This is a genomic window from Micromonospora sp. NPDC005367 (assembly GCF_040606825.1).
Taxonomy (GTDB): Bacteria; Actinomycetota; Actinomycetes; order Mycobacteriales; family Micromonosporaceae; genus Micromonospora.
This window is the reverse complement of the sequence record NZ_JBEXFP010000053.1, coordinates 16,966-37,363: the sequence shown is the minus strand read 5'-3', so window position 1 is coordinate 37,363 and position 20,398 is coordinate 16,966. Positions and strand designations below refer to the sequence as shown.

The window sequence follows — 20,398 nt, the reverse complement described above, 5'->3', positions numbered from 1 at the left end:
CGGTTGTCGCGTTCAGCGGGGCCAGGCGGCGAGCCGGTCGCGGACCCGGGCGACCGCGGTGGCGTCCAGTCCGTAGCGGGCGAACCGCTGTTCGGGGATGCGGTCGAGGTAGCGGCCGGCGGCGCGCACGTCGTCCGGGTCCAGCGCCGGGTCGACCTGCCGGGCGAGTTCGAGCAGCTCCGGCACGTCGTAGTGCTCGAGGGCGGCCGAGACGTCGATGTAGTCGCGGACCTCCCGCCGGTTGACCAGCGCGGCGATCTTGTTGGCCATCAGGTCGCGTACGTCCATCACCGGGCCGAGGTCCATGACCACCGGGCTGCGGTGCCGGTCGAGGCGTGCCAGGCTCAGCCGGATCTGCCGGCCGTCGCGGCTCACCACGAAGTCCTTCAGGTCCCGGCCGTAGCCCTCGAACAGGTCGCCGAGGTCGCTGCCCGGGTCGGCGTCGTCGACGGCGAAACCGGCCTGCTCCAGGGCGGTACGCACGCCGGTGGCGGCCGCGGCGGCGGCGCCTTCGACGTCGGCGAATAGGTCCACGTCCTCGGTGGGGCGGGCGACCAGCCCGTGGGCGGCCCAGGCCACCCCGCCACCGAGGACGAACCGGTGCGGGCCCGCCGCGGTGAGCGCCACCCGGGCCACCTGGCGGTAGAAGTCGTGCAGGTGCGGGGTGCTCACGCGGTGCGAAGGGCGTGGTGGCGGCTCTCCCACGCCTGCCGGACGGCGCGGGGGAGGTTGAGCAGGCGCCACACCCGGCGCAGGGTGCGGCCGTCGACGAGTTGGCGCAGATCCTCGGTGCGGGTGGTCTCGCGCAGCACGTTCTCGTAGAGCCAGAGCAGCTGGTCTGGGTCGCCGAGGTCGAAGGTGCGTTCGGTGTTCCACATCAGGCGTACCGGTAGTTCGACGACGCCGCGGGTGGGGCCGGCCAGTTCGGTGAGGGTGCGTGCGACGACGGCAGGGCGGCCCGGGCGGGCCAGGTGGGCCACGCGGGTCGCGGTGGGGGAGGCGCCCTGCATGTTGTCAGGGTAACCCGGCCGGCGGGCGTTGCCGCACCGCCGCTGCGGATCTCGGTAGCGGGTGTCCGCCTCCGCGGGCGTTTGGCGCCTCGACCAGCGTCCGCATCCCTGGGCGTTTCGTGCCTCGACTCCGGATGAGGCTGAAAGCCCGACTCGGGTCGCACGGAGGCGTCGGCTGGCTTATGTTCATGGGGTCGGCGTCGGGTTTCGGGAGGGGGTGTCGCAGTGGGTGTCCGGACCTTCATCGAGGGTTGGCCGGTCTACCGGCAGCTCATCGGCACTGATCCGTTGGGCCGCGGCTCGGCGGCGCAGTCGGCCCGTTCGGCGGAGCTGACGGCCCGCACGGAGACGGCCGACAGCATGGCGCGCTCGGTCTGCCCCTACTGCGCGGTCGGCTGCGGCCAGCGGGTGTACGTCAAGGATGGGCAGGTCACCCAGATCGAGGGCGACTGGGACAGCCCGATCTCCCGTGGCCGGCTCTGCCCGAAGGGCGCCGCCAGCAAGAGCCTCGTGAACAGCCCGTTGCGGCAGACGAAGATCCGCTACCGCCGGCCGTACGCGACGGAGTGGGAGGACCTGGATCTCGACGTCGCGCTCGACATGATCGCCGACCGGGTGCTCGCCGCGCGTGACGAGACCTGGGAGGACGTGGACGCCGAGGGCCGGCCGCTCAACCGCACGCTGGGCATCTCCAGTCTCGGCGGGGCGACGCTGGACAATGAGGAGAACTACCTCATCAAGAAGCTGTTCACGGCGATGGGGGCACTCCAGATCGAGAACCAGGCGCGCATTTGACACTCCGCCACCGTCCCCGGTCTGGGGACCAGCTTCGGTCGCGGCGGCGCGACGGACTTCCAGCAGAACCTCGCCAACGCTGACGTCATCGTCATCCAGGGTTCGAACATGGCCGAGGCGCACCCGGTGGGCTTCCAGTGGGTGATGGAGGCCAAGCTTCGCGGCGCCAAGGTCTTCCACGTCGACCCGCGGTTCACCCGGACCAGCGCGCTCGCCGACACGTACCTGCCGATCCGGGCGGGGACGGACATCGCGCTGCTCGGTGGTGTGGTGCGCTACATCCTGGAGAACGAGCTCGACTTCCGGGAGTACGTGCTCGCGTACACCAACGCGGCGACGATCGTCAGCGAGGAGTTCGTCGACGCCGAGGACGGCGACGGGATCTTCTCCGGCTTCAACCCGGAGACCGGCGCGTACGACCAGACCAGCTGGCAGTACGCGGGGCAGGAGGGTCAGTCCGGCTCCATGGACACCAGCACCGAACGGGACACCGCGGCCGGGCTGCGGCACGAGTCGCACGGCGCGCCGATTCCCGGGCAGGTGCTGCGGGACGCGTCGTTGCAGCATCCGCGCTGCGTCTACCAGATCCTGAAGCGGCACTACGCCCGTTACACGCCGGAGATGGTGGAGCGGGTCTGCGGTATTCCGCAGGAGAAGTTCCTCGAGCTGGCCCGGGCCTGGACGGAGAACTCGGGACGGGAACGCACCGGGGCGCTGGTGTACTCGGTGGGTTGGACGCAGCACAGTGTCGGCGTGCAGTACATCCGTACCGGCGCGATCATCCAGACGTTGCTGGGCAACGTGGGTCGTCCCGGTGGTGGGGTCATGGCACTGCGCGGGCATGCCAGCATCCAGGGGTCCACCGACATCCCGACGCTGTTCAACCTGTTGCCGGGCTACCTGCCGATGCCGCAGCACGACAAGCACCCGACGTTCGACGCGTGGGTGGACAGCATCCACCACCCGGGGCAGAAGGGCTACTGGGCCAACGCTCGGGCGTACTGTGCCAGCCTGTTGAAGGCGTACTGGGGGGACGCGGCAACACCGGAGAACGACTTCTGTTACGGCTACCTGCCGCGCATGACCGGCGATCACGGCACCTACCAGCAGGTGCTGAACATGATCGACGGCACGGTGAAGGGTTACTTCCTGCTCGGGCAGAACCCGGCTGTCGGGTCGGCGCACGGGCGGGCGCAGCGGCTGGGCATGGCCAACCTGGACTGGCTCGTGGTCCGTGACCTGTTCATGATCGAGAGCGCCACGTTCTGGCGTAACGGTCCGGAGGTGGAGACCGGCGAGATCGTGCCGGAGCAGTGCCGCACCGAGGTGTTCTTCCTGCCCGCCGCGTCGCACGTGGAGAAGGAGGGCACGTTCACCCAGACGCAGCGGATGCTGCAGTGGCGGGAGAAGGCCGTGGAGCCGCCGGGCGACGCCCGCTCCGAGCTGTGGTTCTTCTACCACCTGGGGCGCAAGCTGCGGGAGAAGCTGGCCGGCTCGGACAGGCCCCGGGACCGCGCGCTGCTCGACCTGGCCTGGGACTACCCGACGCACGGCCCGCTCGCCGAGCCGAGCGCCGAGGCGGTGCTGCGCGAGATCAACGGGTTCGAGGTGGCCACCGGCCGCCCGCTGGGCGGCTTCACCGAGGCGCGCGACGACGGCTCGACGGCGCTGGGCTGCTGGATCTACAGCGGCGTGTACGCCGACGGGGTGAACCAGGCGGCCCGCCGCAAGCCGAGGCACGAGCAGAACTGGGTGGCCGGCGAGTGGGGCTGGGCGTGGCCGGCGAACCGGCGCACCCTCTACAACCGCGCCTCCGCCGACCCGGACGGGCGTCCGTGGAGCGAGCGGAAGAAGTACGTCTGGTGGGACGAGGAGAAGGGCGAGTGGACCGGTTACGACGTGCCGGACTTCGAGAAGACGAAGCCACCGTCGTACCAGCCGGAGCCGGGCACGTCCGGTCCGGCGGGGATCGCCGGTGACGACCCGTTCGTCATGCAGGCCGACGGCAAGGCCTGGCTGTACGCGCCCAGCGGGGTGGTCGACGGTCCGCTGCCGACGCACTACGAGCCGGTCGAGTCACCGATGCGCAACCCGCTCTACCGGCAGCAGGCCAATCCGGCCCGCAAGACGTACCCGCATCCGGCCAACTCGGTGAACCCGAGCCCGCCGGAGGACCAGTGGCGGGTCTTCCCGTACGTGTTCACGGTCAGCCGGCTCACCGAGCACCACACCGCGGGTGGGATGAGCCGGATGGTGCCCCCGCTCGCGGAGTTGCAGCCGGAGATGTTCGTGGAGGTGTCACCGGAGCTGGCCGCCGAGGTGGGGCTGGCGCACCTGGGTTGGGCGCACCTGGTCACCGGCCGGGCGGTCATCGAGGCGAAGGTGCTGGTCACCGACCGGCTCACGCCGCTGCGAGTGGAGGGTCGGATCATCCATCAGGTGTGGCTGCCGTACCACTTCGGCTTCGAGGGGCTGGTCACCGGCGACTCGGCCAACGACCTGTTCGGGATCGTCCTCGACCCGAACGTGTTGATCCAGGAGAGCAAGGTGGGCACCTGCGACGTGCAGCCTGGCCGCAGGCCGACCGGTGCGGCACTGCGCGAGATGGTCGAGGACTACCGGCGGCGGGCGGGCATCACGCCGCAGCGGCACGAGCCTGTGGTCACTCCGCCCGGGTCGGGGGCCTCCGATGCTTCCTGATCCGAACAGCCTCGCCGGTCCGCTCGATCCGGCGCCGGAGGCCGGCTGGTCCGAGGCGCCGCCGCGGATGGGCTTCTTCACCGACACCAGCGTGTGCATCGGCTGCAAGGCGTGTGAGGTGGCGTGCAAGGAGTGGAACGACGTGCCCACCTCGGGCCTGGACCTGCTCGGCATGTCGTACGACAACACCGGCGCGCTGACCGCGAACTCGTGGCGGCATGTCGCCTTCGTCGAGCAACCGCGTCCGGCCGGGCACCGTACGCCGCCGTTCGCCGGTAACCCGACCGGTGGCACCACCAGCCCGTCGTCCGCGGCGGTGGGGGCGACCACCAGGGACCCGGTCGGTACCGAGCCGGGTGTGCCGACCGGTTCGCCGGAGGCGGCGGCCCGGATGGCCGCCGGTCCCGAGTTCCTCGGCATGCCCGGTGGGCAGCCGCCGGGGCGGGCCACCGGCGCGGAGACCCGTTCCGACTTCCGCTGGCTGATGATGTCCGACGTGTGCAAGCACTGCACGCACGCCGCCTGCCTGGACGTCTGCCCGACGGGTTCGCTGTTCCGCACCGAGTTCGGCACCGTGGTGGTGCAGGAGGACATCTGCAACGGCTGCGGCTACTGCATCTCCGCCTGCCCCTACGGCGTGATCGACCAGCGCAAGGATGACGGGCGGGCGTGGAAGTGCACGCTCTGCTACGACCGGATCGGCGCCGGTAAGACTCCGGCGTGCGCGCAGGCCTGCCCGACCGAGTCGATCCAGTACGGGCCGCTGGAGGAGTTGCGGGAGCGGGCCGCCGCGCGGGTCGCCACTCTGCACGAGCGGGGCGTGCCGGAGGCGCGGCTGTACGGCAACGACCCGGGTGACGGGGTCGGCGGCGACGGCGCGTTCTTCCTGCTGCTCGACGAGCCGGAGGTGTACGGGTTGCCGCCGGATCCGGTGGTCACCACCCGGGACCTGCCGAAGATGTGGAAGCGGGCCGGTCTGGCGGCCCTGGTCATGGCGGCGGCCGCCGTGGCCGCGTTCGTCGGAGGTTCGTCGTGAGTTCGGAGCACCCGCCGGTCGGTGACCGGTTCCGCCGGTTCCGCGACGGTGTCGCCGCGGGTCGGGACGGCGGTGTCGTGGAGTCGGCGCCCGGTGGCGGAGCGGTGACCCCGGGAGATCGGGCCGGTACGGACGACCGGGGCTGGTCGCCCCGGTCGCGGCGCGGGGGCCGCGGCGGCGAGGAGCTGCGCGTCCCCGAGGCCGAGTTCGTCTCGTACTACGGTCGTCCGGTCCTCAAGCCGCCGGTGTGGCACTGGGACATCGCCGCGTACCTGTTCACGGGCGGCCTCGCGGCCGGGTCGGCTCTGCTCGCCGCTGGTGGCCAGCTCACCGGCCGCCCGGCGCTGCGGCAGGCGGGCCGGGCCACCGCGCTCGCCGCGGTCAGCGCGAGCACATACTTCCTCATCCACGATCTGGGCCGGCCGGCGCGCTTCCACCACATGCTCCGCGTGGCGAAGCTGACCTCGCCGATGTCGATGGGCACCTGGATCCTCGCCGCGTTCGGGCCGGCCGCCGGCGTGGCCGCGGTCGCCGAGGCGGCGCACCTGTTGCCCGAGCGGGGTGTGCTCGGGCTGGCCCGCCGGGTGCTGCCTCCGGTCGGTCACGTCGCCGGCTTGGCGGCGGCGGTCACCGCGCCGGCGTTGGCCACGTACACCGGAGTGCTGCTCGCCGACACGGCGGTGCCGTCGTGGCACGAGGCGTACCCCGATCTGCCTGTCCTGTTCGCGGGCAGCGCGTTGGCCAGTGGCGCCGGTGTGGGGCTGCTCGCGGCGCCGGCCGCGCAGGCCGGGCCGGCCCGGCGGATGGCGGTCGCCGGCGCGGCCCTGGAACTCACCGCGGCGCACCGCGTGGAGACCCGGCTCGGGCTGGTCTCCGAGCCGTACCACACCGGCCGGCCGGGGCTGCTCATGCGCGCCGCCCGGGCGCTCACCGCGGCGGGAGCCGTGGGCGCGGTGGCCGGACGTCGCAGCCGAGTCGTGTCGGCGCTCGCCGGTGCCGCGCTGCTCGCCGGCTCGGTGGCCACCCGCTTCGGCGTGTTCTATGCCGGGGTAGCCTCGGCCCGCGATCCGAAGTACACGGTGGTGCCGCAGCGGGAGCGGCTCGAACGCCAACGAGAGGCCGCCACCCGTCCGGGTGACTGAGAGAACTTTTCGACCTCCGCGCACGGCGGCGCGGCCCTTGTGGTCAAATGCTCCGTGGAGGCGTTCAGGCGGCTGGTGCCCCTCCCGGTCTTCAAAACCGGTGTGGTCCGGGACCCGGGCCAGGCGGGTTCGATTCCCGTCCGTCTCCGCCAACCACTGTGGGGGATCACGTGATGCGCGACGGGCAGACCGACCCGCGCCGACGTGTGCCCCGCACCGATGTGCTGCTCGCCGATCCCGGGCTGGCCGCCGCCACGGCAGTGCTCGGGCGCGACCGGGTGAAGGCCGCCGTGACCGCGGCGCAGGACCGGGCCCGGCGCGGTGAGATCCGCCCGGACGAGGTGCGTGACGTGGCCGTCGCGGCGTTGCCGGCGCCGGCGCCCCGGGCGGTGCTCAACGCCACAGGCGTCGTCCTGCACACCAACCTGGGTCGGGCGGCGCTGTCCCGCTGCGCCGTCGACGCGCTTGTCGCGGCGGCCGGGCACACCGACGTCGAGCTGGACCTCACCACCGGCCGGCGGGCGCGGCGTGGTCGTGACGCGCTGGCCGGGCTGGCCGCCGCGGTGCCGGGCGCGGCCGCGGTGCATGTGGTGAACAACGGCGCCGCCGCGCTGGTGCTCGCGGCGACCGCGCTCGCCGCCGACCGGGAGATCGTGGTCAGCCGCGGCGAGCTGGTCGAGATCGGCGACGGCTTCCGGTTGCCGGACCTGCTGGTCAGCACCGGTGCGCGTCTTCGTGAGGTGGGCACCACGAACCGCACCACCGTCGCCGACTACGCGGCCGCGGTCGGTCCGCGTACCGGTTTCGTGCTCAAGGTGCACCCGTCGAACTTCCGGGTCACCGGCTTCACCTCCGCCGTCGGGGTACGCGACCTGGTGAGCCTCGGTGTGCCGGTGGTCGCCGACATCGGTTCGGGGCTGCTGGTCCCGGACCCGCTGCTGCCGGACGAGCCGGATGCGGCCAGCACCCTGCGCGCGGGAGCGCACCTGGTGACGGCGAGCGGTGACAAGCTGCTCGGTGGGCCACAGGCCGGGCTGCTGCTGGGCGACGCCGAACTGGTCGAGCGGTTACGCCGGCATCCGCTGGCCCGGGCGTTGCGGGTGGACAAGCTGACCCTGGCAGCGCTGGCGGCCACTCTGCAGCGGCCCGACACACCGACCCGGGCTGCCCTGCACGCCGACCCCGGTGCACTGCGGGAGCGGGTCGAGCGGCTGCGGGAGCGGCTCGGCGTGGACGGCCGTAAGGCCGAGGTGGTGCCGGCGGTGGCGGTGGTCGGCGGCGGTGGCGCCCCCGGTGTGGAGCTGGAGTCGTGGGCGCTGAGCCTGCCCGAGCGGTACGCGGCGCCGCTGCGTACGGGTGAGCCGCCGGTGCTCGGCCGGGTCGTTCGGGGGCGGCTGCTGCTGGACCTGCGCTGTGTGCCTCCGGAGGCCGACGAGGCGGTACGCGCCGCGGTGCTGGCCGTGCCGGGGGGCGACTGACGTGTGGGTGGTGGCCACCGCCGGGCACGTCGACCACGGCAAGTCGACGCTGGTCCGGGCGCTGACCGGGATGGAGCCCGACCGGTGGGCGGAGGAGCGTCGCCGGGGGATGACCATCGACCTGGGTTTCGCCTGGACGACGCTGCCCTCCGGTGGCACCGTCGCGTTCGTCGACGTGCCCGGGCACGAGCGGTTCGTGCCGAACATGCTCGCGGGGGTCGGGCCGGCGCCGGCGGCGCTGATCGCGGTGGCCGCCGACGAGGGGTGGATGCCGCAGTCCGCGGAGCACCTGGCGGCGTTGCACGCGCTGGGTGTGTCGTACGGCCTGCTGGTGGTGACCCGCGCGGACCTGGCTGATCCGGGTCGGGCGATGGCTCAGGCCCGCACGCGGATAGCCGGGACGGCGCTGGGGGCGGTGGAGGCGGTGGCGGTCAGCGCTCTGACCGGCGCCGGCCTGCCGGAGTTGCGGGCGGCGCTGGACCGGCTCGCCGCACGGCTGCCGGCCCCGGCCGGTGGCGGGCCGGTGCGGTTGTGGGTGGACCGTAGTTTCACCATCCGGGGCAGCGGCACGGTGGTCACCGGCACGTTGGGTGCGGGCCGCCTGCGGGTCGGCGACGAGTTGGAGTTGGCCGGCACCGGCGAGTCGGTGCGGGTACGCGGCCTGCAGACGCTCGGATCGGCCGCGTCCGAGGTCACCGCGGTGGCCCGGGTGGCGGTGAACCTGCGCGGCACCCCGCGGGATCGGTTGACGCGCGGTGACGCCCTGCTCAGTCCCGGCCGGTTCCACCGCACGGAGGTGGTGGACGTCCGCGTCGCCGGCGATCCGGCGGCGGAGCTGCCGGCCGCCCTCACCCTGCACGTCGGTTCGGCCGCGGTGCCGGTCCGGGTCCGTCCGCTCGGTACGGACACGGCCCGGTTGCGGCTGGCCCGGCCGCTGCCGCTGCTCATCGGCGACCGGGCGTTGCTGCGTGACCCGGGCCGTCACCACGTGGCCGGTGGCGTGATCGTGCTCGACGTGGTGCCCCCTCCGCTGGCCCGCCGGGGCGCGGCCGGCGCCCGCGCGGACGTCCTGGCCGGGTTGGACGGGCGGGCCGACCTGGCCGGGGAGTTGGGCCGGCGACGGCTGGTCCGGGCCGCCGACCTGATCCGCATGGGGGTTCCGGTCGACGTCGCCCCGGTGGCCGGCGACTGGCTGGCCGACCCGGGGCACTGGCGGCAGCTCGGCGTCCGGCTGGCCGAGGAGGTGCTCCGGCACGGCCGGGAGCATCCGCTGGAGCCGGGGGCGCCGGTGGAGGTGCTGCGGCGGCGGCTGGCGCTGCCGGACCGGGCGTTGGTGGAGGCGCTGGTCCGGCCGCCGCTGCGGCTGCTGGGCGGCCGGGTCACCGCGGCGGCCGTCGACGCGCTGCCGGACCCGGTGGCACGGGCGGTGCAGCGTATCCGCGACGAGTACGGGCGCCGCCCGTTCCAGGCGCCGGAGGCCGACCGCCTTGCCGACCTGGGGTTGGGGCCCCGGGAGATCGGCGCGGCGGTCCGGGCGGGCGCGCTGCTGCGGCTGGCGGAGAACGTGGTGCTGCTGCCCGACGTGCTCGACGATGCGGTGCGGGTGCTGGCCGGGCTGCCCCAGCCGTTCACCCTCTCCGCGGCGCGGCGGGCGCTGGACACCACTCGCCGGGTCGCGGTGCCGCTGCTGGAGTTGCTGGATCGCCGGGGTGCGACCCGCCGGCTGCCTGACGACGCCCGGATCGTTGTGGGTTGAGCCGGTCAACCCGCCGTGCGGGTGCCCGGCCGTCACCTACGGTGACGCCATGGACCCTTCCGCGGTCTGGCGGGACAGGCAGCACAAGTGGCGGATCGAGGCGTATCGGGCGCCGGATCTGCGGTTCGCCATCTTCGCGACCAACGGCACCACCGAGTCCGCGCCGCTGTGGCTGTTCGGGATGTCGGCGTTGGCTCGGTGGCTGATGACGCACGCGATCTCGCTCGACGACCTGGAGAGCGACTGAGCGTGGCGCTGCGGGTTTCCCCGGGGCCCTCCGGGCGGCTCGGCCCTTTTGAGGTGCCTCGGAACGGTCAGCGGATGAGGGCGCGGGTGAGCAGGTCGCGCAGGGCGTCCTGCTCCTCGGAGGCCAGCGGGGCCAGCGGGGAGTCCGTGGAGAGCAACTCGATGAGGCGTCCGCGAAGTTCGGTGCCCTTGGGGGTCAGGATGAGTTGCTTGGCGCGGCGGTCGTCGGGGTGTGGATGGCGTTCGAGGTAGCCCTGCCCTTCGAGGCGATCGGCGACGAAGGTGATGTTGGAAGGCTCGCAGCTCATCCGTTCGGCGAGGTCGCGCAGAGTCATGGGGCGGGTCAGCTCACACAGCGCGGTGGCCTGCGTGGTGGTCAGGCCGAGGGTGGCCGCCCGGGCCCGAAGGTGGGCTTCGATCTGACTGGCCACATCTCTGACCAGCCCGCACACCTGCCGGTCAGCCAGGGGGCGGGGGGTCTCGTGTTCGGTGGCCATGTGACGAGCTTACTACAGCTCGGATAGTTGCAGTTAGAGCTGTTCTAGCTCTAACGTTTTCCTCCTGCCGTCGCTCGACGGCACCTCATCGAACAGAGGTAGGAAACATATGACCGCAACATCCGATTTCGACCGGGTCCGGCTGACGAGCGCGCCGCGCGTTCGTTCGCTCCACCTGGGTGAATTGAAGGTCACTTACGTTCCGGACGGGCTGGCCCTGTGCAAGCCGCGCGGCTGGCTGCCCGCCGCCACCGACGCGGACTGGGCGGCCAACCCCGATCACCTCGACGACGGCGGCTTCCTGCCCGCAGCCGTCGGGGGGCTGCTGGTCGAGCGGGGAGACCGGGCGCTGCTCATCGACACCGGGTTCGGCCCCGAGTCTTACCCCGACGACCCGGCCAACCCGTACCTGGCAGAGATCTACGGCGGTGAGATGCTGGACGGCCTGCGGCGGCTGGGCCGCGAACCGAGCCAGATCGAGGCCGTCGCCATCACCCACCTGCACTCCGACCACCTGGGCTGGGCGTGGAACGTCGAGTCCGGCGCCGATGCGCCGCCGTTCGCGCATGCCACCCACTTCCTCGCGGCACCCGAGTGGGAGGGGCGCCACCTGGCCGCCGCGAACGGGGCGACCGAGGAGCGTCTGGCCGCCTTCGGAACCCGCGTCCGTACGGTCGAGGACGGCGAGGAAATCTTCCCCGGCGTGCGGGCCTCGTTCTCGCTCGGGCACACCGTCGGCCACGTCACGTACACCATCACCGGTGGCGGCCGGCGACTCATCGCGTTCGGCGATGCGATGCACGCGCCAATCCAGGTAACCCACCCCGAATGGGGCTGTGGGATCGACCACGACCCCGCCGGTGCCGCCGAGTACCGCCGCCGCCTGGTCGAGGAGCTGAGCCGCCCCGACACCATCGGCTTCGGCAACCACTTCGCCGACGTGGTCTTCGGCCGCGCCGAACGCCGCCCCGACGGCCGGTTCACCTGGATTCCGGTCGCCTGACCGTCCCGCCCGGTGGTGCTCCTGTCAACAGGTGGAGCGCGCACGCCGTTTTCCACTCTTGGCCCCGCCATCACCGCCGCCGCGTTCACCCTGCTCAACCGAAGTGAGCGGCACCAGCGTCGACGGGGAGCGGCGGAGCTTCCGCAGTGCCTGACAAGTCGCAAAAATCGCTGAAGAAACGGAGAAGTGCCATGAAACACATCAAGCTGGGGGACCTGGACGTCTCCCGTATCGGTCTCGGCCTGGTATCGATGTCCTACGCCTACACGGGCGCCGGCACGGACGACGCCGAGTCGATCCGCACCATCCACCGAGCCCTGGAACTGGGGGTCACGCTCCTGGACACCGCCGAGGTCTACGGCCCGTACGTCAACGAGGAACTCCTCGGTAAGGCGCTCAAGGGCCGCCGGGATCAGGCCGTGGTGGCGACGAAGTTCGGCATGATCTCGCACGCGGGTGCCGGGGCGGGGCAACTGGACAGCAGCCCGGCCAACGTCCGCACCGCGGTCGAAGGCTCGCTCAAGCGTTTGGGCACCGACTACATCGATCTGTACTACCAGCACCGGGTGGACCCGAACACGCCCATCGAGGACACCATCGGAACGCTGGCCGAACTGATCACTGAGGGCAAGATCCGCCACATCGGCCTGTCCGAGGCCGGACCGGAGACGATCCGCCGCGCTCACGCCGTGCACCCCATCGCCGCCGTCCAGTCGGAGTACTCCCTGTGGACCCGGCACCTTGAGGAAAAGGTGCTGCCGCTGCTGCGCGAGCTGAACATCGGCTTGGTGCCCTACTCGCCGCTGGGACGCGGATTCCTCACCGGCCAGATCCGCTCGACCAGCGGCTTCGACGAGACCGACCTGCGCAAGAACAACCCGCGCTTCACCGGCGAGAACTTCAAGCGCAACCTGAGTCTGGCGGACGAGGTCCAGGCCATCGCCGCCGAGGCGGGTACCACCCCGGCGCAGATCGCACTGGCCTGGCTGCTGACCCGCGGCGACGACATCGCCCCGATCCCGGGCACCAAGCGGGTGGCGCGGGTGGAGGAGAACACCGCCGCCGACGCCGTGGAGCTGACCGCCGAGCAGGTCGAGAAGCTCAACAACCTTCCGCCCGCTGTCGGCGAGACGCACGACGAAGCCGCGATGCGCCTGTTGGAGCGCTGACCGCAGCCTCGGCTGTGACCGCACTGCACACCGGCGGCCTGCCAGGACCCTCAGGGTGCCGGCAGGCCGCCGGTTCGCCGATTGCGAGTCAGGTCAGTACCCGGACCGGGCTGCCGTCGAGGAAGGCGCCGATGTCCTGCACCGCGTCACGGAAGAACGTCGCGTAGTTCAGCTCGGTCACGTAGCCGAGGTGTGGCGTGGCCAGCACGTTCGGCAGGGTACGGAACTCATGCCCGGCGGGCAGCGGCTCCTTGTCGAACACGTCCAGTCCGGCCCCCGCGATCCGCCGCTCGCGTAGCGCGGACGCCAACGCTGACTGGTCGACGATCGCCGCCCGCGAGGTGTTGACCAGGTAGGCGGTGGGCTTCATCAGCGCGAGTTCGCGCGCGCCGACGAGCCCGCGTGTCCGCTCGCCGAGCACGAGGTGAACGGAGACGATGTCGGAGCCGGCGAGCAGCGCGTCCAGGTCGGGGGCCAGTCGCGCGCCGGCCGCCTCGGCCCGCTCTGGCGTCAGGTTCTGGCTCCAGGCCAGCACGTCCATGCCGAACGCCCGCCCGACCGCCGCTACCTGCGACCCGATGCGGCCCAGACCGAGCAGACCGAGGGTACGTCCGTGCAGGTCGGTGCCGAGGGTGTGCTGCCAGGGGCCGCCGGTGCGGAGCGCGGTCGCCTCGGGCACCAGGTGGCGGGCCAGCCCGAGGATCAGCGTCCACGTCAGCTCGACGGTCGAGGTCCAGCCGCCGCCCGTGCCCGACACCGTGACGCCGTGTGCCCGCGCCGCCGCCAGGTCGATGGCGGCGTTGCTCATGCCGGTGGTGACGAGCAGCCGCAGATTGGGCAGCCGGTCGAACACCTCGGCGGGGAACGGCGTGCGCTCCCGCATGGCGACCACGACCTCGAAGTCGTGGATCGCCGCCACGAGTTCGTCCGCGCTGGTGAACGGCTCGACGAAGCTGGTGACCCGGACCCGGGACCAGTCCGCCAACCCGAGCGCGACCTCCTGGTAGTCGTCCAGCACTGCGCACCGAAAACTAGTTGACATGACAATAATCGTACGCTCGGCGCTCCGGCCGGTCGCTGCTTTGCGGCTAGGGTCACGCTCGGATGTCCCGTCCGGCCGCGCGCCGCGTGACCCGGATGGGGGAATGGCGTGTCGTTCCGCCACCGGGCACCGCAGGCCGTCCGTACCGTCCGGCTTGTGAAGGACCGAGGGTTGCGGACGTTCCTGACCGTGCTCGCGGGGCTCGCGGTGATCTACTTCGGCACCGCGGGCCGGGACCCGGAGGAGGGTCGCGGGCTCACCGGCGGGCTGGTGCTGCTCGCGCTGCTGGCGTCGCTGCTGGTGTGGCACCTCACCAAGCCGAAACCGGCGGCGAAGTAGGACCCCTCAGCGGGCGCGCGCCGCCCGGTTGATGTCGTCCGCGGAGTCCTTGTCGAGCGCCACCCGCACCAGGGCCGAGGCGAGCCGGCCGAAGTCGGGGCCGCGGACCAGCCCGGCCAGCTTCTCCGCCGATCTGGGCAGTCCGACCCGCTCCGCCCCGGCGAGTGCCCGCCGGTCGGCGTACGGCCGCAGATCCGCCCAGACCGTCTGTGCCTCGCGCAGGAAGATGTCCGCGCCCGTCGGCCCGATGCCGGGGAACTCGGTGAGCAGGCGGCGCAGGGCCGCCGGTTGGCCGTTCGCCTCGCGGTGCAGCCGGCGCAGGTCCCCGCGCCAGCGGTCCAGGCAGAGTTTCGCGGCATCGCCGAGCATCGTGGCGGTCCGCTCGTCGTACCGGCGGTAGTGGCCCCGGCCGAGCGCGTCGACGCGCTGCTGCCAGCTCGCCCGCTGCATCGCCTGCGGGGTGCGGAAGCCGGCCGCGAAGAGTTCCCGCGCGGCGGCCACCGCCACCGAGGCGCGGATCCGAGTGCTCAGCAGGGTGGCCAGCACGAGCAGCTGGTACAGCGGCGCCGGCCGGTCCGCGAGTTGGATGCCGGCCTCCTCGGCGTACGTGTGTCCGGTGCGGTCGAGCAGCACCCGGGTCGTCGTGCGTTCGTCGCCCACGGTGGTGGTGTACCCGTTGCGGCGGCCGTCTAGCACCCGCCGCCTGCCGTCCGGTGGGCGAATGGCGTCGACGGCGGTGGGTAACCCGACGTGGAGGCGGTCGATGCCGTGAGCCGTCCACCCGGAAGGAGACACCTGTGGTGAATCCGCAGCAGCAGGAGTTCCGCCGCAGCGCCAGGGGCGCGACGAGCCAGGACAGCAAGGGCCCGAAGCCGACCGGCCACCCGCTCAACCGGGGCTCGTCCCGTGGTGACGAGGGGCGACCGATGCCGAAGGGTCAGGCGTCGCCGTACGGCCCGGCCGGTGAACTGGCCGAGGACGAAAGCGACACCGAGGGCTGAGCGCCGGGATCACGAGGGCGGCCGCAGCCGGTTCCAGGTGGCTGTGGCCGCCAACCCGTAGAGCAGGTGCGGAATGATGTCGGCGATCCAGTCGGAGCGCCGCCAGGTGCGGGGGTCGGTCACCTTCAGCACCGTCATCGGCCCGTTCGACAGCACCATCGCGCCCGCGCCGAGCAGGGGACCGGCGGTGGCGACCGGGCGACGGCGTCCGCCGGCCAGCAGCGCGAAACCCACACCGGCGGCGACGCCGGTGGCGTAGCCGATCAGTGGCCCGAGCCCGGAACGGCGGTTCTCCGCCGCCTCCGCCGGGCCCAGGCTGACGTGGGCGATGTCCGTGAGCCGGCCCACCACCTGCTCCGGGGTGCTGCTTGCCGACCGGCCGCGCAGCGCCATGTCGAGGTAGGTGACCGCATTCAGGACGGTGCTGCCGACGGCACCAGCGATGGCACCGTCGGCCAGCTCGACCGTCCTCACTTCGGGTCGCCCGGTTCGCGCTCACCCTTGGGCCCGTACGCCCGCTCGCCCCGGACCACACCGCGCTGTCCCCGGTCCTCCTGGAGGATCCGGTTCGCGACCTTGTCCGCCCGGCCGTCCGGTGTCCGCCGTCCGGCGCCGTCGATCGCGTTGCGGATCCGTGCGCGCTGCTTGTCGTACGCGTTACTGCCCGGCCGTGGTCCTGGCATCACTGCCTCCTCCGGTCGCTGTCGCCGATGGCTTCGCGACGGTTACCCGTTGCCGCCTGCGGCAACCGTGTTCAGCGTGGGCCGCGTACCACGGCGACCGGGCAGTCCGCGTGGTGCAGCACCGACTGGCTCACCGAACCCAGCAGCAACCCGGTGAACTCGCCACGCCCCTGCCCCCCGACCACGAGCAGCTGTGCGGTACGGGAGGCCTCGGTGAGGGCCTTGCCGGGGCGCGCGCGTACCGCCCGCGGAGTGACCCGGACCTCCGGGTAGCGGTCGGCGAGCCCGGCGAGCGACTCGGCGAGCACCCGCTCCTCCTCGCCGTGCAACAGCCCCTCGTCGTACACGAGGGGCTGCATGTCGCCGGGACCCGTGGAGGTGGGGTGCCGGTAGGCGTGCAGCGCCAGCAGCTCGGCGCCCCGGGCGGCGGCGGTGTCGGCGGCGAACCCGAGCGCGAGGGTGGACGACTCCGAACCGTCGACTCCGACCACCACCGGCCCGTCGCCGCGCGGGGCGCCGCGGGCGACCAGCACCGGACAGTCGGCGTACGAGGCGACCTGGATCGCCACGGACCCCACCACCAGGGCGGAGAATCCGCCCAAGCCGCGGTCTCCGAGCACGATCATCGCGGCGGTGGCCGTCTCGCCGAGCAGCACGGCGGCGGCCTCCCCGTCGATGATCTCGCCGGTGACCCGCACGCCCGGTGCGGCCGTCCCGGCCTCGGCGACCGCCGTCGCGACGATCTGCTCCGCCTGCTCGCGCAGGCCGCCACCGGCCGGCGCGGACGGTGGTACGTGCAGCAGCGGCCAGATGAATCCGTGGACCACCCGTAGCGGCCGCCGGCGGCGGGTCGCCTCGATCGCGGCGAGGCGCACGGCCCGTAGCGCCGGCTCCGAGCCGTCCACACCGACGACGACGGCCGCGCCGTCCGACGAGTCCAACACCCACCTCCCGCCCCCGCCGGTCAGTATTCCGGCCGGTGCGGTGCGGCGGAGCGATACCGCGCAGGACGCCCGGTCGGTACGCTGGCGACGACCGCCGGGGAGGGAGTGTCATCGATGGTTGAACCCGATGAGCCGAGCACCGCGCGCATGATCGACTTCTGGCTCGGCGGCGAACACCATTTCCCGGTCGACGTGGCCGCGGCACACGCCTTCGAGCAGGCGTACGGGCCGTGCGCACCGATCTTCCGGGAGCTGCGTGCCTTCCTCGGCCGGGCCGTGCGGGCGATCGCCGCGCGCGGGGTGGACGGGTTCCTGGTGTTCGGCGCCGGAGTGCCGACCATGGCCAACGTGCACGAGGCGGCGCCGGAGGCGACCGTCCTCTACACCGATGTCGACCCCGTCACCATCCGGCTCGGCCAGCGCATCCTCGCCGGCAGCGACCGGGCCGGCTACGCGTACGGCGACGCCACCGACATCGGCACGATCGATCCGGCCCAGCTGCACCGGTTCGTGCCGGGGTGGGGGAGGAAACCGGTGGGGGTGGTGTTCCTCGGTCTCGCCGCGTTCCTCGACGACGAGACGTTGACCCGCACTCTGGAGGAGCTCTACACGGCGGCGGCGCCGGGCAGTTGCCTGGCCGTCGACTTCGACACCGAGGAGTTGGCCGGCAACCCCGAGGCACTGGCCATGATGGGCCCGGGGTTCCGGATGCGCTCGCCTGCCGCGTTCCGTCCGTTGCTCGGCCGCTGGACGCCCACCGAGGACGGGATCGTCGCGGTGACCCACTGGCGGCCCGAGGTGACAACCCCGGCGGTTCCCGACGCCTTTCACGGCGGGGTCGCGGTCCGCGGGGCCGACTGACGAGGTCCTCCATCGTCGGGAGTGGACGGGTGGGCCACCGGCCGCCCGGCCGCTGTGGGCTCTCCGTATGATGCTTGCCCCACAGCAAATTTCCCGGAGGAACAATGGACGGTGCCGAGCCGGTGTCACGCGCCTTGCGGGCGGCCCCGCCGGACCAGTTGGTGGAGGCAGCCGACCACGTGATCCGGTCCGTGCTGCGCGCCACCCGCACCGAGGTGTTCCTCGCCGACTATCGGATCGACGGCCTCTGGCCGATGCTCGACCCGCAGCTGTCACCGGCCGGCCAGCGCGCTCAGGAAGCGGCGGCACGACGCTGCTTCAGCAGCCAGCGGCCGGTGCACGCCGCCGCGGACGAGGGCCGGTGCCGGATGTTCCTGCCGCTGTCGGTGTGGGGAGAACGGTTGGGCGTGCTCATGATCGAGCTGCCTGGTGCGCCCGGCCCGGGAGACGAGGAGCAGGCCGTCGACATCGCCGGCACCCTGGCGACGGCGATCCGGGCCGCCGACCGGGAGACCGACCGCTACCGCCGGGCACGCCGACGGGAACGGCTGAGCATGGCGGCGGAGCTGCAGTGGGAACTGCTTCCCGGACGCAGCGTCGCGCACCCCGCGTTCCACCTCGCCGGCCAGCTCGAACCCGCCTACACGGTGGCCGGTGGCCACTTCGACTGGTCCCTGGACGGCGACCGGTTGACCGTCACGGTGCTCAACGGCGACGGCACGGGACTGGCCGCGTCGTTGTTGACCGTGGTCACGGTCAACGCGATGCGCAACGCCCGTCGTTCCGGCGGCGGCCTCACGGAGCAGGCCGAACTCGCCTCGGACACCTTGCACTATCAGCACCGGGGGCGCCGCTACGTGTCCACCCTCCTGCTCGAACTGGACCTGGACACGGGCCAGGTGCGGGCGGTGGATGCCGGATCGCCGCACGTACTACGGTTGCGCGGCGGCAGGGTGGAGCCGATCGCGCTGGACCAGCAACTGCCGCTGGGCATGTTCGCCGAGGCCCGCTACGACCTGCAGGAGTTCGCGTTGCTTCCGGGCGACCGCCTGTTCGTGGTCAGCGACGGCGTGTGGGCGGCCGGCCCGAGCGGCGCGGAACCCTACGGCAACCGGGCGATGGCGCGGGCGATGCGCTCCACGCGGTTGCAGCCGGCGGCCGAGGCAGTTGGTACGGTGATGCGCGAACTGCACGCCTACCACGTGGACACCGATCTGCGCGACGACGCCGTCGTGGTCTGCCTGGACTGGCACGGTGTCCGCGGCCGGGACGCCGATGAGGCACCGTAGCCGCGGCCGGGCCGCGAGCGCGACGATGGCAGGGGACATCGGGTGGAGCGATCTCCGAATCTCGCCGCGGCGATCGACGCGGCCGCCGAAGCGCTCGTCAACGTGCTGGACTCGACCGCGTCCCGGCACCAGGTCTCGGTTTCGCCGACGCAGTTGCGGGTGCTTTCGCTGATCTGCGCCCGGTCGGAGACGAACGTCAACCGCCTGGCCGAACTGCTGGACGTCGTGCCGTCCTCGGCGAGCCGCCTCTGTGACCGACTCGAGGCCACCGGGCTGCTACGTCGGGAGGCGGACCCGCGGGACCGTCGTGAGGTCCGCCTGCTGCCCACCGCTGCCGGTCAGCAACTCCTGCGCGAGCTGACCGAGCGGCGGCAGCGGGCGGTGCAGGCCGTGCTCGACCGGATGCCGGCCCGGGCCCAGAACGATCTGCTGATCGGTCTGATGGCCTTCGAGCAGGCCGCCGCGCTCGCGGCCGGCGAGCAGCAGGAGGACCCGAACGTACGAACGGCCTGAGGGCAGGTCACGTCCCGGAGGTCCTGTGGCGATGTCCCGGTCCTTCGCGGCGTCCACTAGTATCCTAGGATGCATTACGCGTGGTGACGCGCCGCACACCGGCCGCCCCAACGCCGCGGCCGTCGGGGCGGCCGGCCCGGACGAGCAGCCCGATATAGTGGCAGCGCAACTCACTCGGCCCGCGATCGTCGATCGCGGGCCGAGTTCAGGCGAAGGTCCCGTTCGGCGGGACCGCACAGGGGGCGCCGGCGGTGGCCGGCCCGACAACGCGTACGTCCCTGCGTAGCGCCCGACCTCGGCCGGGCGCCGGGGCGCGTCGCAAAGGAGGTTCGGTGTCGCGTCGGCCGGCTGAGGCAGAGCAACCACAAGCCTCCGGCGGTACGGCACCCGGACGGGTGCTCACCGTGCCCAACCTGATCAGCTTCCTGCGCCTGCTGGGCGTGCCGATCTTCCTCTACCTCCTGCTGGGCGCCCACGCCGACGTCGCGGCGCTCGTCGTCCTCGCCATCGGTGGCACCACCGACTGGGTCGACGGCTGGGTCGCCCGCCGGCTGCGCCAGGTGAGCCGGCTGGGGGAGTTGCTCGATCCGCTCGCCGACCGGCTCTACATCCTCGCCACGCTGGTCGCGTTCACCGCCCGCGAGGTGGTGCCGTGGCAGTTCACCGCGGCGCTGCTGGCCCGGGAGCTGCTGCTGCTCGCGTCGCTGGGCGTGCTCCGCCGCTTCGGGTACGGCCCGCCGCCGGTGCACTACGTCGGCAAGACGGCGACGTTCCTGCTGCTGGCCGCCTTCCCGACCCTGCTGCTCGCGTCGCTGGGCGTGCTCCGCCGCTTCGGGTACGGCCCGCCGCCGGTGCACTACGTCGGCAAGACGGCGACGTTCCTGCTGCTGGCCG

At 72.6% G+C, this 20,398-nt stretch carries 22 protein-coding genes and 1 tRNA gene; 15 read left to right on the top strand and 8 right to left on the bottom strand.

Annotation, left to right across the window (positions count from 1 at the left end):
* Window positions 1–12: 12 nt before the first annotated feature.
* Window positions 13–672, bottom strand: coding sequence for a nucleotidyl transferase AbiEii/AbiGii toxin family protein (locus tag ABZS42_RS27205; protein ID WP_355149943.1), 660 nt, complete (start codon window positions 670–672; stop codon window positions 13–15).
* On the bottom strand, window positions 669–1,010 hold the full coding sequence (locus ABZS42_RS27200) for a hypothetical protein (protein WP_355149941.1): 342 nt from the start codon (window positions 1,008–1,010) through the stop codon (window positions 669–671). Before ABZS42_RS27200 ends, ABZS42_RS27205 begins: the two co-directional genes overlap by 4 nt.
* Before the next feature lie 225 nt (window positions 1,011–1,235).
* Here ABZS42_RS27200 and fdh point away from each other — a divergent pair, with 225 nt between their 5' ends.
* The 7 genes from fdh to ABZS42_RS27165 all read left to right on the top strand — a co-directional run bounded on the left by fdh (window position 1,236) and on the right by ABZS42_RS27165 (window position 10,164).
* Entirely contained in the window at window positions 1,236–4,505 is a 3,270-nt protein-coding gene (fdh, locus tag ABZS42_RS27195) for a formate dehydrogenase (RefSeq protein ID WP_355149939.1), read from the top strand.
* The gene (locus tag ABZS42_RS27190) at window positions 4,495–5,541 is read left to right on the top strand and encodes a 4Fe-4S dicluster domain-containing protein (RefSeq protein ID WP_355149937.1); all 1,047 of its coding nucleotides are present in this window, start codon (window positions 4,495–4,497) and stop codon (window positions 5,539–5,541) included. The genes fdh and ABZS42_RS27190 overlap by 11 nt, the downstream gene beginning before the upstream one ends.
* Complete coding sequence (gene nrfD / locus ABZS42_RS27185; RefSeq protein ID WP_355149935.1) at window positions 5,538–6,683, top strand: NrfD/PsrC family molybdoenzyme membrane anchor subunit; 1,146 nt, start codon at window positions 5,538–5,540, stop codon at window positions 6,681–6,683. Before ABZS42_RS27190 ends, nrfD begins: the two co-directional genes overlap by 4 nt.
* Before the next feature lie 56 nt (window positions 6,684–6,739).
* Window positions 6,740–6,835, top strand: a tRNA-Sec gene (locus ABZS42_RS27180).
* Between the two features lie 21 nt (window positions 6,836–6,856).
* Complete coding sequence (gene selA / locus ABZS42_RS27175; protein ID WP_355149933.1) at window positions 6,857–8,161, top strand: L-seryl-tRNA(Sec) selenium transferase; 1,305 nt, start codon at window positions 6,857–6,859, stop codon at window positions 8,159–8,161.
* A gap of 1 nt (window position 8,162) precedes the next feature.
* The gene (gene selB, locus ABZS42_RS27170) at window positions 8,163–9,917 is read left to right on the top strand and encodes a selenocysteine-specific translation elongation factor (protein WP_355149931.1); all 1,755 of its coding nucleotides are present in this window, start codon (window positions 8,163–8,165) and stop codon (window positions 9,915–9,917) included.
* Between the two features lie 49 nt (window positions 9,918–9,966).
* Window positions 9,967–10,164, top strand: coding sequence for a hypothetical protein (locus ABZS42_RS27165; protein WP_076471704.1), 198 nt, complete (start codon window positions 9,967–9,969; stop codon window positions 10,162–10,164).
* A 67-nt stretch (window positions 10,165–10,231) separates the two neighbouring features.
* On the opposite strand, the gene ABZS42_RS27160 is transcribed toward ABZS42_RS27165, so the two are convergent.
* On the bottom strand, window positions 10,232–10,660 hold the full coding sequence (locus ABZS42_RS27160; protein ID WP_355149929.1) for a MarR family transcriptional regulator: 429 nt from the start codon (window positions 10,658–10,660) through the stop codon (window positions 10,232–10,234).
* A 109-nt stretch (window positions 10,661–10,769) separates the two neighbouring features.
* Here ABZS42_RS27160 and ABZS42_RS27155 point away from each other — a divergent pair, with 109 nt between their 5' ends.
* On the top strand, window positions 10,770–11,663 hold the full coding sequence (locus tag ABZS42_RS27155) for an MBL fold metallo-hydrolase (RefSeq protein ID WP_355149927.1): 894 nt from the start codon (window positions 10,770–10,772) through the stop codon (window positions 11,661–11,663).
* A 191-nt stretch (window positions 11,664–11,854) separates the two neighbouring features.
* On the top strand, window positions 11,855–12,832 hold the full coding sequence (locus tag ABZS42_RS27150) for an aldo/keto reductase (RefSeq protein WP_355149925.1): 978 nt from the start codon (window positions 11,855–11,857) through the stop codon (window positions 12,830–12,832).
* Window positions 12,833–12,920: 88 nt separating this feature from the next.
* On the opposite strand, the gene ABZS42_RS27145 is transcribed toward ABZS42_RS27150, so the two are convergent.
* The gene (locus tag ABZS42_RS27145) at window positions 12,921–13,874 is read right to left on the bottom strand and encodes a D-2-hydroxyacid dehydrogenase family protein (RefSeq protein ID WP_355149923.1); all 954 of its coding nucleotides are present in this window, start codon (window positions 13,872–13,874) and stop codon (window positions 12,921–12,923) included.
* A gap of 171 nt (window positions 13,875–14,045) precedes the next feature.
* Between ABZS42_RS27145 and ABZS42_RS27140 the strand changes: the two genes are divergently transcribed.
* Window positions 14,046–14,213 (top strand): amidophosphoribosyltransferase, encoded by a 168-nt coding sequence (locus tag ABZS42_RS27140; RefSeq protein WP_076471705.1) that lies wholly within the window; start codon window positions 14,046–14,048, stop codon window positions 14,211–14,213.
* A 6-nt stretch (window positions 14,214–14,219) separates the two neighbouring features.
* On the opposite strand, the gene ABZS42_RS27135 is transcribed toward ABZS42_RS27140, so the two are convergent.
* Complete coding sequence (locus ABZS42_RS27135; protein ID WP_355149921.1) at window positions 14,220–14,873, bottom strand: hypothetical protein; 654 nt, start codon at window positions 14,871–14,873, stop codon at window positions 14,220–14,222.
* A 137-nt stretch (window positions 14,874–15,010) separates the two neighbouring features.
* Here ABZS42_RS27135 and ABZS42_RS27130 point away from each other — a divergent pair, with 137 nt between their 5' ends.
* On the top strand, window positions 15,011–15,214 hold the full coding sequence (locus ABZS42_RS27130; RefSeq protein WP_355149919.1) for a hypothetical protein: 204 nt from the start codon (window positions 15,011–15,013) through the stop codon (window positions 15,212–15,214).
* A 9-nt stretch (window positions 15,215–15,223) separates the two neighbouring features.
* On the opposite strand, the gene ABZS42_RS27125 is transcribed toward ABZS42_RS27130, so the two are convergent.
* The 3 genes from ABZS42_RS27125 to ABZS42_RS27115 form a co-directional block, all read right to left on the bottom strand.
* The gene (locus tag ABZS42_RS27125) at window positions 15,224–15,688 is read right to left on the bottom strand and encodes a hypothetical protein (RefSeq protein ID WP_355149917.1); all 465 of its coding nucleotides are present in this window, start codon (window positions 15,686–15,688) and stop codon (window positions 15,224–15,226) included.
* Entirely contained in the window at window positions 15,685–15,897 is a 213-nt protein-coding gene (locus tag ABZS42_RS27120; protein ID WP_355149915.1) for a phosphatidylethanolamine-binding protein, read from the bottom strand. The genes ABZS42_RS27125 and ABZS42_RS27120 overlap by 4 nt, the downstream gene beginning before the upstream one ends.
* Before the next feature lie 71 nt (window positions 15,898–15,968).
* A complete protein-coding gene (locus tag ABZS42_RS27115; protein ID WP_355149959.1) occupies window positions 15,969–16,838 on the bottom strand; it encodes a universal stress protein in 870 nt (289 codons plus the stop codon).
* Window positions 16,839–16,955: 117 nt separating this feature from the next.
* Here ABZS42_RS27115 and ABZS42_RS27110 point away from each other — a divergent pair, with 117 nt between their 5' ends.
* The 4 genes from ABZS42_RS27110 to ABZS42_RS27095 form a co-directional block, all read left to right on the top strand.
* Window positions 16,956–17,702 carry an SAM-dependent methyltransferase gene (locus ABZS42_RS27110; protein ID WP_355149913.1) on the top strand — a complete coding sequence of 249 codons (747 nt, stop codon included), beginning with the start codon at window positions 16,956–16,958 and terminating at the stop codon, window positions 17,700–17,702.
* Window positions 17,703–17,806: 104 nt separating this feature from the next.
* A complete protein-coding gene (locus tag ABZS42_RS27105; protein WP_355149911.1) occupies window positions 17,807–18,991 on the top strand; it encodes a SpoIIE family protein phosphatase in 1,185 nt (394 codons plus the stop codon).
* A 42-nt stretch (window positions 18,992–19,033) separates the two neighbouring features.
* The gene (locus tag ABZS42_RS27100) at window positions 19,034–19,504 is read left to right on the top strand and encodes a MarR family transcriptional regulator (RefSeq protein WP_355149909.1); all 471 of its coding nucleotides are present in this window, start codon (window positions 19,034–19,036) and stop codon (window positions 19,502–19,504) included.
* 332 nt (window positions 19,505–19,836) lie between these two features.
* Window positions 19,837–20,398, top strand: a 562-nt coding sequence (locus ABZS42_RS27095; RefSeq protein WP_355149907.1) for a CDP-alcohol phosphatidyltransferase family protein, incomplete at its 3' end; no start/stop codon positions are given.

Excerpts from the sequence above, each read along its gene's own strand:
- ABZS42_RS27155 (WP_355149927.1), top strand. The coding sequence starts at position 10,770 with ATGACCGCAACATCCGATTTCGACCGGGTCCGGCTGACGAGCGCGCCG.
- ABZS42_RS27110 (WP_355149913.1), top strand. The coding sequence starts at position 16,956 with ATGGTTGAACCCGATGAGCCGAGCACCGCGCGCATGATCGACTTCTGG.
- ABZS42_RS27145 (WP_355149923.1), bottom strand. The coding sequence starts at position 13,874 with ATGTCAACTAGTTTTCGGTGCGCAGTGCTGGACGACTACCAGGAGGTC.
- ABZS42_RS27120 (WP_355149915.1), bottom strand. The coding sequence starts at position 15,897 with ATGCCAGGACCACGGCCGGGCAGTAACGCGTACGACAAGCAGCGCGCA.
- ABZS42_RS27165 (WP_076471704.1), top strand. The coding sequence starts at position 9,967 with ATGGACCCTTCCGCGGTCTGGCGGGACAGGCAGCACAAGTGGCGGATC.
- ABZS42_RS27105 (WP_355149911.1), top strand. The coding sequence starts at position 17,807 with ATGGACGGTGCCGAGCCGGTGTCACGCGCCTTGCGGGCGGCCCCGCCG.
- ABZS42_RS27160 (WP_355149929.1), bottom strand. The coding sequence starts at position 10,660 with ATGGCCACCGAACACGAGACCCCCCGCCCCCTGGCTGACCGGCAGGTG.
- ABZS42_RS27190 (WP_355149937.1), top strand. The coding sequence starts at position 4,495 with ATGCTTCCTGATCCGAACAGCCTCGCCGGTCCGCTCGATCCGGCGCCG.
- selA (WP_355149933.1), top strand. The coding sequence starts at position 6,857 with ATGCGCGACGGGCAGACCGACCCGCGCCGACGTGTGCCCCGCACCGAT.
- ABZS42_RS27200 (WP_355149941.1), bottom strand. The coding sequence starts at position 1,010 with ATGCAGGGCGCCTCCCCCACCGCGACCCGCGTGGCCCACCTGGCCCGC.
- ABZS42_RS27150 (WP_355149925.1), top strand. The coding sequence starts at position 11,855 with ATGAAACACATCAAGCTGGGGGACCTGGACGTCTCCCGTATCGGTCTC.